This is a genomic window from Aeromonas sp. QDB54 (genome assembly GCF_027707385.1).
Lineage (GTDB): Bacteria > Pseudomonadota > Gammaproteobacteria > Enterobacterales > Aeromonadaceae > Aeromonas > Aeromonas hydrophila.
Genome location: NZ_JAPCIT010000003.1, coordinates 197,622 through 211,129 on the forward strand (window position 1 = coordinate 197,622; position 13,508 = coordinate 211,129).

A 13,508-nucleotide genomic window follows, 5' to 3' on the forward strand; every position below is an offset into this window, starting at 1 on the left:
GCCAGCCCAGGAGGCCCATCATGTTGAAACGCATTACCCTCATCGCCCTGTTGGCCACCACCACCGCCACCACCCTCAGCGGCTGTGCCAACAGCGACGTCTACTCCGGTGACGTCTACACCAAGGATCGAGCCAAGCAGGTGCAGACCGTCAGCTACGGCACCATCCTCTCCACCCGCCCGGTCAAGATCCAGGCCGATGAGAACTCGCTGATCGGCACCATCGGCGGCGCCGTGGTCGGCGGCCTGCTCGGCAGCACCATTGGCGGCGGGCGCGGCAGCGACATCGCCGCGGCCGGTGGCGCCATCGCGGGTGCGGCAGCGGGCAAGGCGGCCGGTGACAAGCTCAATCAGGTGGACGGCGTCGAACTCGAGATCAAGAAAGAGAACGGCGAATCCATCGTGGTGGTGCAGAAGGCCAGCCCCACCTTCGTACCGGGCGCCCGGGTCCGCATGACCCAGGGCAACGGCACCATCAACGTGGCCGTGGTCAACTAAGCCCTCGGAACCCTCCGCCCATGAAAAAGCCCTCGCACTGCGAGGGCTTTTTTTATTGCCATGTCGGCCGGGAATTACTGACGGACCAGCCGGAAGATGGCGTAGCCAGGGTGCTGGGCGTCATCCATCGGCAGGGTGGACTTGTACTCCAGATCCGCACCGGCCAGCTGCTTGGCCTCCTCGCGGGGCGAGGAGTAGAGCCGCACGTCCACGTTGGCCGGCAGGGCCTTCATGTGCCAGTTGTTGTTGGCCGCCGGGCTGAAGCCGGCCGGGTTGTCGGCAGACTGGGCCTTCAGGTACTGGGCGATGATCTCGCGCGTCTCGAAGGGGTCTTCATGCACTATGTTGCTGCCGTCGATGCCCGGGAAGTGGCCGCCGCCGCTGGCGCGGTAGTTGTTGGTCACCACGTAGAACTTCTGGGCCGGATCGATGGGCTGGCCGTTGAAGGTGAGGCTGCTGATGCGCTGGCCGTCGCTGACCTTGGCCCCTTCCTTGTTGTAACGGGCCGGCTGGGTGATATCCACCTCGTAGTTGACCCCGTCGATCACGTCGAAGTTGTAGGTGGGGAACTTCTCGTTCACCAGCCACTGCACCTCGGTCTTGCCGGTGTCGATCTGGTTGAACTGACCGGCACTCATCTCCAGCCACTCCTTGACGGTGGCCCCGTTCACCTCGACCACCTGCAGGGTGTTCGGATAGATGTAGAGGTCGGAGACGTTGCGCAGGGAGATGTCACCCTGAGCCACGTAGGTGAAGTCATTGATGCCGTTGCGACCGCCACGGAACGGCGCCGCCACCGACAGAATGGGGTAGGACTCCTTGAGCAGGCCGTCTTTTTGCAACTGCTCGGCATGCTTGCGCTGGGCATCGCTCACCAGTTGCACTGAGGGGTCATCCTGCACCAGGGCGAAGAAGCTGTGGATGGAGGAGGTGATCTTGCCGAGCGGCTCATCCAGCCACTGGTTGGTGGCGTCGTGGTCGGCCTGTACCAGGTCCACCACCCGTTGATCCACCGCGCTGCCCTCGCTGGAGTCGATCTTGCGCAGGCTGGCCTGGCTCTGTTTCACCTGCCACTTGCCGTCCACCTGCTCCAGCTTGAGGTCGATGATGCCGAGGTGGTTGCCCCAGTAACCCGGCATTACGGTCGGAATGCCGCTCAGGGTACCGGCCTTGTTGTCCACCTCCGGCAGATCCGGGAAGTCACCCGGGAAGTTCTTGTGGGCGTGGCCCAGCATCAGGGCATCCACCCCCTTCACCTTGGCCAGGTGCCAGGCGGAGTTCTCCATCATGGCCTCGTAGCTGCTGGCGTTGATACCGGTGTGGGCTACCACCACCACGATATCGGCGCCCTTGGCGCGCAGCTCGGGCACATAGTGGTTGGCGGTCTCGACCATGTCGGCCACCACCACCTTGCCTTCCAGATGGCGCTTGTCCCACTGCAGCACCTGCGGCGGGGTCAGCCCCAGGATGCCGACCTTGACGGTCTGCAGCTGCCCCTTGTCATCCTTCACCTTGCGCTCCAGCAGCAGGTAGGGGGTGAACTTGTTGCCGCTCCAGTCTATTTGCCCCTTGGCATCACGCTTGAAGGCACCCGCCTCGAACACGTTGGCGTTCACATAGGGGAACTTGGCCCCCTGCAGGGTCTTGGTGAGGTAATCCAGCCCATAGTTGAATTCGTGGTTGCCCAGGTTGCCGGCATCGTAGCCGAGCTCGTTCATCGCCTTGAACACCGGGTGGGCCTGCTTGTCGAGGTAACCGGCACCGGACTGCTCGAAGATGTAGTCCGCCAGCGGCGTGCCCTGGATCAGGTCACCGTTGTCGAGCAGCAGGTTGTTGGGGTTTTCGGCGCGGGCCGCGCGGATCAGCAGCGCGGTGCGGGAGAGACCAAACTTGCGATCCTCCTTGTTCTGGTAGTAGTCGTAGCCCAGCACGTTGGAGTGGATATCGGAGGTCTGGATCAGACGCAGGGCAACCTCACCCGGTTGCGCCTTGCTGTCGTTTTCATTGCTACAGGCAGATAACAGCACGATGGCTGCAATAGCACCCAGCTTCATGGTTTTATTCACTGTCTTGTCCCTTTTATTATGAGTGTCGCTTTACCAGCGACGGGAATTTAACAGACGAATATGTCAGCGCATGAAGCCGGGATTAATTTTTATGAGGTGCGGCACAAAAATAGCCTTATGACGCCAGCAGAGCCCCGCTCGCCAGCTGCAACGCCAGCCCCAGCATGATGAAACCAACAATAGTATCAATAGCTTGCTGAACCCTGCCGCGCGCGAGCCAGGGCGAGAGGGCGGCCGCCCCGAACGCCAGGCTGTAGAACCAGACCAGCGAGGCCAGCATGGCCCCGGCCGCAAAGGCCGGCCGCAACTCTTCGGCAAACTGGCTGCCGAAGGAGCCGAGCAGCATCAGGGTATCCAGGTAGACGTGGGGGTTGAGCAGGGTCACCCCGAGGGTCATGGCCAGCACGCTCTTGACCCCCATCAACTGGGGCGAGTCCGCAAGCTTGGCTCCCTGCCCGCGCCAGGCACTGCGCAGGGAACGGATACCGAACCAGCCGAGAAACAACACGCCGCCCCAGGTCAGCAGGGCCAGGCCGATCGGGCTGGCCGCCAGCAGGTTGGCCCCGCCAAACACCCCGATGCCGATCAGCACGAGATCGCACAGGCAGCAGAGGGTCGCCGTCAGCAGATGGTGGTTACGGTGGATGCCCCGACTCAGCACGAAGGCATTCTGGGCACCGATGGGAATGATCATGGCAAGGCCGAGGGTGAAGCCTTGCAGGGTGGTAGCAAACATGGATGAACCGTCCAGCAGAGTGATTGGACGGCACTATAAGGGGGACAGTTCTATTTAGAGAAATTCATTGATCTGCTGAGCCATTGGTTTTGCTAATGGTGCGCAGCAGGCATAACCCCTTCGGGGCAGAAGGGCCGCCATTCGGCCATGACTGTCAATTGCAGGATCTGACAATTGTTAGCCAATCACTCTACCCCGAGAATCATCGGGTTTTATTGCATCAGCTTGGGGAAGTTGGTGACCACGACCTGCTCGAGATTGGGCAGCAAAATGCCACTGCTCACCCCCTTGGCGATGGCCTGGTAGCGATTCATCGACCCCGTTTTACGGGTGACCTGATTGAGGTGGTAGTTCACGGTTCGCTCCGTGATCCCCAGGATGCAGGCGATTTCACCCGACGTTTTCCCTTCACTGGCCCAGAACAGGCATTCGGTCTCCCGGTCAGTCAGGGCCTCCTGAGGGTCATCTTCCCGCAGACTGACCCGCACAATCCGGATCGCCGCCTCGAAGATGTAGTTGGACATCCAGGAGAGGATGGGCGAGGACTCCAGCAGCAGATCGCTCGATGCCCGCTCGGCGGTGATGAACGACAGTATGCCGTTCTCCCCTGCCGCACCGTGCAACGGGAACGAAATTCCGTTGCGCAGCCCGAACTCCGCCGCCAACCCCATCACGTCAAGACTGCCCTCTTGCAGAAAACGCGCCCGCTCATCCAGCCGGTTCCAGTAAATGGGCAAGGTCTGCTTGCGGGCCAATTGAATGATGGGATCACAGGCCAGCATATGGTTGGCCGTGTAGGCCTGCACCCAGGAGTCTGGGCACTGGTTGAACAGCACCACCTTGGGTCTTTGCATCGACATGGGAATGATCAGCGCAAACCGGTAGTAGTCGTAACCCATACCGAGCGTGAACCGACCGATCAACTCGGCCAAACGATCCCCGTCCGTTACCGAAGTGAAATGTTCGAGGTACTCAAGCAGTTGGTCTTGTTTCATATGCTAGCCCCCCTGGCCAGGGCCTCGATTATAGCGCCGAACACTGAAATGGAGACATCTGAATGCTTGTTTTCAAAGGAAAATTAAAAGAACACCCCAGATGGGAGGTAGAAAACGAGCTTTATCGCTTTCGCAATCGCGTCTTCTCCGATCGCCTCGGCTGGGATGTGGAATCCCACCGTGGTCTGGAGCAGGACAGTTTCGATACCCCTGATACCCACTGGGTGCTGATCGAAGATGAGGAAGGGCTGTGCGGCTGCATCCGTCTGCTCAGCTGTGCCCAGGATTACATGCTGCCCAGCATCTTCCCTACCGCCCTCGCCGGTGAAGCCCCGCCGCGCAGCAACGACGTGTGGGAGCTGACCCGCCTCGCCATCGATGCCGAACGGGCTCCCCGGCTCGGCAACGGCATCAGCGAACTGACCTGCATCATCTTCCGCGAGGTCTATGCCTTCGCCAAGGCGCAGGGGATCCGCGAGCTGGTTGCCGTGGTCAGCCTGCCGGTAGAGCGGATCTTCCGCCGTCTCGGCCTGCCCATCGAACGGCTCGGTCACCGCCAGGCGGTGGATCTGGGCGCCGTGTGCGGGGTCGGGATCCGCTTCCATCTGGATGAGCGGTTCGCCCGTGCCGTCGGCCAGCCCCTGCAGGGTGCCTATGACGAGGCGCGCGAACTGGTCACCGAATAAAGACGACGCAAAAAAATCCCGGGGTAAGACCCGGGATTAAAAGTTCTCGCTATGGCCCGTTTCCACCCCATGCAAAAACGGACGCAAAAGAGTATCTCCTGAATACCTTTTGACCACCACTGTCACATCTCACAGTGACAAATCCGCTTTGACCCCGCAGCCCTTGTCACGCCTGGCCTGCCGACATTTTCAGCGATCTCCGGTTGTTCTGTCGCCACCACTTGAGTAGCATCTCTTCTTAATTCCCCCTGTTGATAAGGCATGCTGATGAAGGCGTTGGATTACAAGCTGCTGCTGGCGCTGGATGCGGTGATGCAAGAGCAGAACTTCGAGCGGGCCGCCCAGCGCCTGCACATCACCCAGTCCGCCATCTCCCAGCGCATCAAGCAGCTGGAGCAGCAGTTTGCCGAACCGTTACTGATCCGCGGCCAGCCGCTGCAGGCCACCGCGCTCGGTCAGAAGCTGCTGGCCCACTACCGTCAGGTGCGCCAGCTGGAGCTGGAACTGGCTGGCGAGCTCTCCCCCGCCGAGCCGCAGGCGCCGATCCGGGTCAGCATCGCCGTCAACGCCGACAGCCTGGCTACCTGGTTTCTGCCGGCCCTGGCCCCGCTGCTGGAGCAGCACCCCATCGAGCTGAACTTGCTGGTGGATGATGAGAGCCGCACCCTGGATCGGGTACGCGAGGGGCAGGCGTTCGGCGCCGTCAGCCTGCACGGCCAGCCGCTGGCCGGCTGCTGCGTCGACGAGCTCGGCGAGATGCGCTACCTGCTCACCGCCAGCCCCGCCTTCGTCGCCCGCCACTTCCCGCAGGGGCTGACACTGGCTGCGCTGGCCAAGGCGCCGGCGGTGGCCTTCGATCAGCGCGACGACATGCACGTCAGCTACATGGCCCGCCACTTCGGGCTGGAGCCCGGCGGCTACCCCTGCCACACGGTGCGCTCGTCCGAGGCCTTCGTCGCCATGGCCGAACAGGGGCTGGCCTGCTGCCTGATCCCGGAATTGCAGATCCGCCGCCAGCTGGCGGAGGGCAGCCTGCTCGATCTCAGCCCGGACCAACATCTGGTCGAGCGGCTCTACTGGCACCGCTGGGTGCTGGAACGGGGGCTGCACAAACAGATATCCCAGCGCCTGATCGAGCAGGGTCGCCGGGCACTGCAACCCGGCTGAGCCGGCCATTCACCTTGGCTTTGGAGGGGTAAAAACGTATAGTGCAGGGCGATCCGTCATCAGGTCTCCACCCAGGTTTTCCACTTCAGGTTCCTCACTTATGTTCCAAGACAATCCGCTGCTGGCCCAGCTCAAGCAACAAATCCGCGAAAACATCCCCAAGAAAGAGGGTGTGATCCGCGCCTCCGATCGAGGCTTCGGCTTCCTGGAGGTCGATGAGAAGACCAGCTATTTCGTGCCGCCTCCCTACATGAAGAAGGTGATGCACGGTGACCGGGTGAGCGCCCTGATCCGTACCGAAAAAGAGAAGGAAGTGGCCGAGCCGGATGCCCTGCTGGAGCAGTCCGTCACCCGTTTCGTGGCTCGGGTCAAGATGTTCCGTGACCGCCTCAACGTGGTCGCCGATCACCCGCTGATCAAGGACGCCATCAAGGCCCGCGTCAAGAAGGGGCTGGACGAGAAAGAGTTCAAGGAAGGGGACTGGGTGGTTGCCACCCTCAAGCGTCACGCCCTGGTGGACGGCAACTTCTCTGCCGAGATCACCCAGAAGATCGCCTCGCAGGAAGATCACAACGTGCCCTGGTGGGTGGTGCTGGCGCGCCACAACCTGGCCCAGGTCGAGCCGGCGGATCTGCCGGAGTGGAAGGTGATCGAAGAGGAAGAGCTGCCGCGCACCGATCTGACCGCGACCCCCTTCTTCACCATCGACGGCGCCAAGACCAAGGACATGGACGATGCCCTGGCCATCCGCAAACTGGACAACGGCTGGGAACTGCTGGTGGCCATCGCCGACCCGACCGCCTACGTGGCCGAGGGTAGCGAGCTGGACAAGGAAGCCGCCCAGCGCGCCTTCACCGTCTACATGCCGGGCCGCAACGTGCCGATGATCCCGCGCACCCTCTCCGACGAGCTCTGCTCCCTGAAAGAGGGCGAGGAGCGCAACACCCTGTGCGCCCGTCTGCTCATCGCCGAGGATGGCCTGCTGCTGGAGGAGACCGAGTTCTTCGCCGCCCGCATCAGCTCCCACGCCCGTCTCACCTATGACGACGTCTCCGACTGGGCCGAGCACGGCAAGCAGCTGGATATCGACGCCGGCGTGCTGGCCCAGCTGCCGCTGATGAAGGCAATGACCGAGGCGCGCATCGCCTGGCGTACCGAACATGCCCTGGTGTTCCCGGATCGTCCCGACTACGACTTCGAGCTGGGCGAGAACGGCGAAGTGCTGGCCATCCACGTCGAGCCACGCCGCATCGCCAACCGCATGGTGGAAGAGTCGATGATCGCCGCCAACATCTGTGCCGGCCGCGTGCTCGGCAAGCAGGTCGGCTACGGCATCTTCAACGTCCACACCGGCTTTGACGAAGAGTCCCTCGACGGCGCCATCGATCTGCTGAAAAGCGCCGAGGCCCCGTTCGAGAAGGAAGAGATCGCCAGCCTGTCCGGCTTCTGCGCCCTGCGCCGCTGGATCGACAACCTGGACACCCGCTGGCTGGATGGCAAGATCCGCCGCTTCCAGAGCTATGCGCTGATGTCCGCCGAGCCGGGCGCCCACTACGGCCTGGGGCTGGATGCTTACGCCACCTGGACGTCACCTATTCGGAAGTACGGCGACATGGTCAACCATCGCCTGCTCAAAGCCGTCATCGCCGGCAAGACCCCGGGTGAGCGCCCGAACCTAGAGCTCACCGAGCACTTGACCGCCTGCCGCCGCCTGCACCGCATGGTGGAGCGCGACATCGGCGACTGGCTCTATGTCCGCTACCTCAAGGCCGATGCCGGCACCGACAAGGTGTTCAACGCCGAGATCATCGACGTGATGCGCGCCGGCCTCAAGCTGCGTCTGCGCGAGAACGGCGCCGTGGTGTTCATGCCCGCCCGCCATATCCTCGACAACAAGGATCGGTTGGAGTGCAACTGGGACAACGGCCGCGTCTATCTAGACAAGACCGAGGTGGTCTACGAGCTCGGCCAGATCATCGAGGTCAAGCTGACCGAAGCGGTGGAAGAGACCCGCTCCCTCATCGCCAAGCCGGCGGTGGAGCTGGTACCGGGCCCGGCGCCAGTCGCCCCGGTCAACGAGGCCGATGCCGCGCCTGCCGACGAGGCCCCCAAGGCCGAATAAGCCAGGAATCCCCACCTTGCAAAAGCCCGCACTCTGCGGGCTTTTTTATTTCACCATGACTCCAGCCCGGTACTGCGCTGGACTACGCCAAGGCTTGATACAGCAGGTTTATCAATGACTTAGGCGAGTTCATCATATGCCGGTGCTTTCCGAAACTTGACCTGACTTTCCCTCTACTGGCCCCTAGAAGGCTCCTGGGAACCGGGTCTTTCCAAGGAGTCATCATGGCAAAAATCAAACTCACCAAGTCCGCTGTCGATGCGGCACACCCCCAGGCGCAGGCCGTCGAACTCCGGGATACGTTGGTTCCCGGCTTCTTGTGCAAGATTACCCCGTCGGGCCGCAAGGTGTTCATGCTCCAGTACCGGACGAACGCTGGCGAGCGCCGCAAGCCCGCCTTGGGTCAGTACGGGGAACTGACCGTCGAACAGGCCCGTTCGCTCGCGCAAGAATGGCTGGCCCAGGTACGCCGGGGTGGTGATCCCGGCGCAGCCAAGACGGAAGCACGCAAAGCGCCCACCGTCGAAGAGTTGTGCAAGAAGTTCATGGAGGACCACTCCAAGAAGCGCAACAAGCCCAGCACCCGAGTCGGCTATCAAGGTGTCATCGACCGCTGCATCATCCCGTTGTTGGGCCGCAAGAAGGTCCACGACGTGAAGCGGCCTGACATTGCCGGACTGATGGAAAAGCTTTCCTACAAGCAGACCGAGGCGAACAAGGCGTTCAGCATCCTGCGCAAGATGTTCAATTTGGCTGAGGTGTGGGGCTATCGGCCTGACGGCACCAATCCCTGCCGCCATGTCCCAATGTTCCCTGCCGGCAAGTCCACCCACCTTATCAGCGACGAGGACATGGGAAAACTTTTCCGGCAGCTCGACAAGATCGAGGCCGAGGGGCTGGAGAACTACGTCATCCCGTTGGCGATCCGCCTGCAATTCGAGTTTGCCGGCCGCCGTGGCGAAATCGTCTCGCTCGAATGGGAATGGATCGATCTGGAAAACCGCCGCGTCGTCTGGCCTGACAGCAAGACCGGCGGTATGTCCAAGCCCATCAGCGAGGAAGCCTACCGGCTGCTTTCGACGGCGCCGAGGCAGGAAGGCAATCCTTACGTCCTGCCGTCGCCGCGCCATCCAGGGCAACACCTGACCACGGGCGAGTATTACGGCGGCTGGAGCCGTGCGCTCAAAGCGGCGGGGGCAACGCATGTGGGGACGCACGGCATCCGCCACCGCTCGGCGACCGACATTGCCAATTCGGGTATCCCGGTCAAGGTCGGCATGGCCCTGACGGCGCACAAGACCGTGGTGATGTTCATGCGCTACGTCCACACCGAGGACAAGCCCGTGCGGGAAGCCGCCGAACTGGTGGCGAATCGACGCAAGTCGGTCGTCAGCATGCATCAAGAACCGAAAGAGGTGACCGCATGATCAGAGGCCAGCAATCCACCTTGCCGCCCCAATTGTCGTATCACCGCTACGACAATTGGCTCAGTGGCCATCACCGCCTGCGTATCGTACTAAGCACTGGAAAAGTGTGCCCGTTTCGGGTATAGTTTGAAGGTCAAGATGACGCGCATCCTCAAACGAAAGGATTTTGCGCGGTGGCAGGCGGGCGAAAAGCTGTCCGATGCCGCCTTGTGCAAAGCGGTTCAGGAGATGGAAAGCGGTCTGATTGACGCGGACTTGGGCGGCTTCCTTTACAAGAAACGGGTTGCCCGCCCTGGTGGTGGCAAGAGTGGCGGCTACCGCACGTTATTGTCGGCCCGGATCGGCAGCCGCTATGTGTTCCTGCATGGGTTCCCCAAGAGCGACAAGGCGAACATTACGCAGGACGAGAAGAAGGCACTGCAATTCGCCGGCAAGGTGTTCCTGGAACTGTCCGCCGAAGCATTGTCGAAGGCGTTGCAGTCAGGCGTGTTATTGGAGGTGCATTGTGAGCAAGATCATTGAATCCCTGCGTGGCGATCTGGCCGCGCTCCACGAAGCGGGAGCGATCGGCAAGGTAACGATGCGCGAGTTCGACGCAATCTGCCCGCCGCCGGTGCGGGAGTTCAGTGCTTTCGATATCAAGCGGCTGCGTGAAGCCTTGAAGTTTAGCCAGCCGGTGTTCGCTCTTCATCTACACACGTCGGCCTCGACCGTGCGCAAGTGGGAACAAGGCGAAACCCATCCCACGGGGCCAGCGCTCAAACTGCTCAACGTCATCGCCGACAAGGGCCTGCAGGCCATCATCTGATGCCTGACGAGGGAGACAGGCATTGGCGACGCGAATTACCCCTTTCAACTCACAGCATCTTGAAGCCGCCTGCCGCGTGCTCGCCGATACCGAACGCGGTCTGAGCGGTACACAGATCGAGCGGCTGCTGCAGGAAATCGAGGTTGCCGACACGTCGCCCGGCATGACAAAGTGGAAGCGGTTGTTCAATGCGCTGGCCGGTGCGCAGAACCACCACCAGATCGGCAACCATCTCATCATGTTCATCAACCGCGCGATGAACCCGGTGAACTACGCCCGCGATCCCGCGACGTTCGCTTGGCGGCGCGACGAACTCAATGTCGTCCTTGCCTTCTCCGGTTTCTACGTGCGCGATGACGGCAAGGTTGCTCACGCCGATAAGGCCACGACGCTTGATGCCGCCCGCGCCCGCGCGGGACGACTCAAGGCCGCACTGGAAAGCCGCGTCGTCCATGCGGAAGTGCTGAACTACTGCCGCGCCGAGTTGCTGGAGGAAAACTACTTCCATGCCGTGTTCGAGGCAACGAAAGGTGTTGCGGAGCGGATTCGCCTGCTGTCGGGCCTGAACGGCGACGGCGCGGACTTGGTGAACAAGGCATTCGCAGGCCAGCAACCCGTTCTCGCCTTGGGACCGCTCACCACCGAGTCCGAAAAGAGCGAGCAGAAAGGCTTTGCCAACCTGCTGATCGGCTTATTTGGCGCCGTGCGCAATCCGCTGGCCCATGCGCCCAAGACGAATTGGCCCATGTCCGAACAGGACGCACTGGACATCCTGACGCTGGTATCGCTGATTCACCGCAAGCTGGATGGCACCACGAAATTAGCGGCCGTATCGCCGTAAGTGAGAGACAGGAATGGACGAGGCGATCGTTGTCTTCTCTCGAAAAGGGATTTTCCAGACCACGATTGCCGCGCGCGACGTTCGCAGCCGGGAACATGCGCGCAAGCTGTGGCCCTTGGTGTCTCCAGGCGCAGAGCGCCAGATGGTGACATGGGTCAGCCCCTCCTTTGAAAGCGGGAAGCTGCGTCGGCGATCCCATTTCCGCGTACTTCCTGCCCAGCACACCTTTAACCCCAAAGCGCACTTCGACGATGAAGAAGCCAGCCGATGGCGCGCCGTGCAGGAAAGTCCTGAACACCGGCGGGCGAAAGAACTTGTCGCGGCCGAACTCTCACGACGTTTGAATGCCGGGCTTGCGATGCCGTGGGCGTTCAAGGATATGGATGCGTCGGACTATCCGCTGGAAGGCAACTTGTTGCTCGGCGCCGACCAGGTGGCAACCGAGCATCCCCTGGAGACGCCATTCGGCAGCAAATTCCGGCTCGACGTTGCCGTGCTCGGCCCCCCGGTCCAGGCTGAACCGATGGTGCTGGGCGGCGTTGAAATCGAACTCGGCCACGCCTTCGACGGGCGCAAGGCTCTTATCGGGAAGTCGCTCGGATTCCCGCTCATCTCCATCGACATCACCGAGATGACGCTGGACGAACTCACGCCCGAGTGGGCACGGCAGGTATTGACTGCGACCACGCGGAGCCACGAGCAAGGACGCCGGCAGACCTACATCTATCTCCACGACCTGCTGTACCCCCTCTACGCGCAATTGCCGGCGTTTCTGGACGACGAGCAGCGCCATCAGTTCCTTGTGTTTGCCGACGATGAGACCCTGAACAAGTTGGTGCGCTGGATGAACCTGCTCGCCGAAAAGCTGGAGTACCCGAAGGGTACGGTCGCCGTTGCCTTGGTCAATGGCAAGAACGAACAGTCGCGCAAGATGCTGGAACGCGCGGGACAAGTCGTTGGCCCCGACTGGAGCGAGTTCAACGGCCAGCGATGCCTACGACTGACCCTGCCGCGTCCCAAAGGCCCGGCGGATCTCCAGGCCCATCGCTTCCACATGACGATGGCGCGCATCCTGCTGTCGCACACTGATTCGCTCGTTGGCTACAAGTATTGCAACGGCGTAGACAACCACCACCCTGAAGAAGACGTGTGGGTTGCGCATCGCTGGATCGCCGACTTGAAAACCCATACCCAGCATCGCGTCTTGCCGAAGCGGCTGGCTGAACCGATCAACAGATTGATCGCGGTGGTTTCGGACCTGCATCGCAATCACGCGGCTGCCAGCCAAGAGGCGTGACCATCCCCCGTCGGAAGTCAGCCGATAGGCAAGCATTCCTGCGGAGTTACGCGCCTATTTGCAAAGAGCATTGAATCTCAGTCCGTAGTCGGTTTTGAGGCTCTTTTCCGCGGGGCCGAAGAAGGCAAAGACGGCAAGCACTCAAACAAGCGTTCTGCATAGACGAACCCCATCCGTCTGACCGCGCCCTGATCGAAATACAGCAGCCAAGCGGCAAGTAATGCCAGCGAAATGAGCAGTGTCAAGCCTGCGGCAAGCCCCGGATCGGCAAGGTGCTCTAGGTTAAAATGAGGAGGTACTACCTGCAGAATCTTTGCAATCAGCAATCCGTAGACGATGCCCAGGAGGCACGACACGATGCCGGCAGGCTTCATTGCCAGCATATTGCGGTGAAATCCGTAGGCGATGTTCTCTTTCAGCAAGAGCTGCTTGTTGGAACGCGTGAGTTCGCGAAGCCGCTTTGTGGCGCCAACGTAGATGTCGTCTGCCTTGTCAGGGCTTGCTGATTCTTCTTCTGCCGTTGGCATGGCGATGCCCAGCTTGGCCGTGATCGCCGTGTGGTAGCGCTGCTTGCTGACACCATCGAGAAACTTGTCGCGATGGCGTAACGCGATGGTTGTCGGCATACCGCCCCACCTTGCAACCAGGATCTCTTCAAGCTTCTTCCCGCGCCCGCGAGCTACGCTCGCAAGCGCATAAATGGCACCGCAGCCACCAAGCAAGCCGATCACGCCTGTAAGTACCGGGTGCTTTGCGCCGTAGACGCACAACAAAGGAACGAGCAGCGGTAACGCTACAAGAAGTCCTGGGATTACGCGCGCCTTGCGCTCATAGGGGTCTTTGACCAGTTCAAAAATAGTTGTCAT

13 protein-coding genes are annotated in these 13,508 nt (G+C 61.4%); 9 read left to right on the forward strand and 4 right to left on the reverse strand.

Translation table 11 applies throughout. The annotated features are described in order from the left end of the window. The first annotated feature begins 20 nt into the window (after positions 1-20). Positions 21-497 (forward strand): glycine zipper 2TM domain-containing protein, encoded by a 477-nt coding sequence (locus PG881_RS04420; RefSeq protein ID WP_005308463.1) that lies wholly within the window; start codon positions 21-23, stop codon positions 495-497. A gap of 74 nt (positions 498-571) precedes the next feature. Here PG881_RS04420 and PG881_RS04425 read toward each other — a convergent pair whose 3' ends face one another. From PG881_RS04425 to PG881_RS04435, 3 genes are all read right to left on the reverse strand, one after another. Then, positions 572-2,551, reverse strand: coding sequence for a bifunctional 2',3'-cyclic-nucleotide 2'-phosphodiesterase/3'-nucleotidase (locus PG881_RS04425; RefSeq protein WP_270798278.1), 1,980 nt, complete (start codon positions 2,549-2,551; stop codon positions 572-574). Positions 2,552-2,678: 127 nt separating this feature from the next. After that, positions 2,679-3,299: an L-lysine exporter gene (gene lysE, locus PG881_RS04430; RefSeq protein WP_011704530.1), complete on the reverse strand. Its 621-nt coding sequence runs from the start codon at positions 3,297-3,299 to the stop codon at positions 2,679-2,681. A 212-nt stretch (positions 3,300-3,511) separates the two neighbouring features. Beyond that, positions 3,512-4,294: a LuxR family transcriptional regulator gene (locus PG881_RS04435; RefSeq protein WP_005315931.1), complete on the reverse strand. Its 783-nt coding sequence runs from the start codon at positions 4,292-4,294 to the stop codon at positions 3,512-3,514. A gap of 62 nt (positions 4,295-4,356) precedes the next feature. Here PG881_RS04435 and PG881_RS04440 point away from each other — a divergent pair, with 62 nt between their 5' ends. From PG881_RS04440 to PG881_RS04475, 8 genes are all read left to right on the forward strand, one after another. Then, entirely contained in the window at positions 4,357-4,980 is a 624-nt protein-coding gene (locus tag PG881_RS04440; protein ID WP_270798135.1) for an acyl-homoserine-lactone synthase, read from the forward strand. 267 nt (positions 4,981-5,247) lie between these two features. After that, positions 5,248-6,147: a LysR family transcriptional regulator ArgP gene (locus PG881_RS04445; RefSeq protein ID WP_011704527.1), complete on the forward strand. Its 900-nt coding sequence runs from the start codon at positions 5,248-5,250 to the stop codon at positions 6,145-6,147. A 100-nt stretch (positions 6,148-6,247) separates the two neighbouring features. Beyond that, on the forward strand, positions 6,248-8,269 hold the full coding sequence (locus tag PG881_RS04450) for an exoribonuclease II (protein WP_041216195.1): 2,022 nt from the start codon (positions 6,248-6,250) through the stop codon (positions 8,267-8,269). Between the two features lie 224 nt (positions 8,270-8,493). After that, positions 8,494-9,696 (forward strand): tyrosine-type recombinase/integrase, encoded by a 1,203-nt coding sequence (locus PG881_RS04455; protein WP_023110663.1) that lies wholly within the window; start codon positions 8,494-8,496, stop codon positions 9,694-9,696. A gap of 138 nt (positions 9,697-9,834) precedes the next feature. Further along, the gene (locus tag PG881_RS04460) at positions 9,835-10,218 is read left to right on the forward strand and encodes a type II toxin-antitoxin system RelE/ParE family toxin (RefSeq protein WP_014703508.1); all 384 of its coding nucleotides are present in this window, start codon (positions 9,835-9,837) and stop codon (positions 10,216-10,218) included. Next, entirely contained in the window at positions 10,202-10,504 is a 303-nt protein-coding gene (locus PG881_RS04465; RefSeq protein ID WP_014703509.1) for a helix-turn-helix domain-containing protein, read from the forward strand. The genes PG881_RS04460 and PG881_RS04465 overlap by 17 nt, the downstream gene beginning before the upstream one ends. Before the next feature lie 22 nt (positions 10,505-10,526). After that, entirely contained in the window at positions 10,527-11,345 is an 819-nt protein-coding gene (locus PG881_RS04470) for a TIGR02391 family protein (RefSeq protein ID WP_014703510.1), read from the forward strand. A 13-nt stretch (positions 11,346-11,358) separates the two neighbouring features. After that, on the forward strand, positions 11,359-12,642 hold the full coding sequence (locus PG881_RS04475; protein WP_014703511.1) for a hypothetical protein: 1,284 nt from the start codon (positions 11,359-11,361) through the stop codon (positions 12,640-12,642). A 77-nt stretch (positions 12,643-12,719) separates the two neighbouring features. Here PG881_RS04475 and PG881_RS04480 read toward each other — a convergent pair whose 3' ends face one another. Continuing rightward, entirely contained in the window at positions 12,720-13,508 is a 789-nt protein-coding gene (locus tag PG881_RS04480) for a hypothetical protein (RefSeq protein ID WP_014703512.1), read from the reverse strand.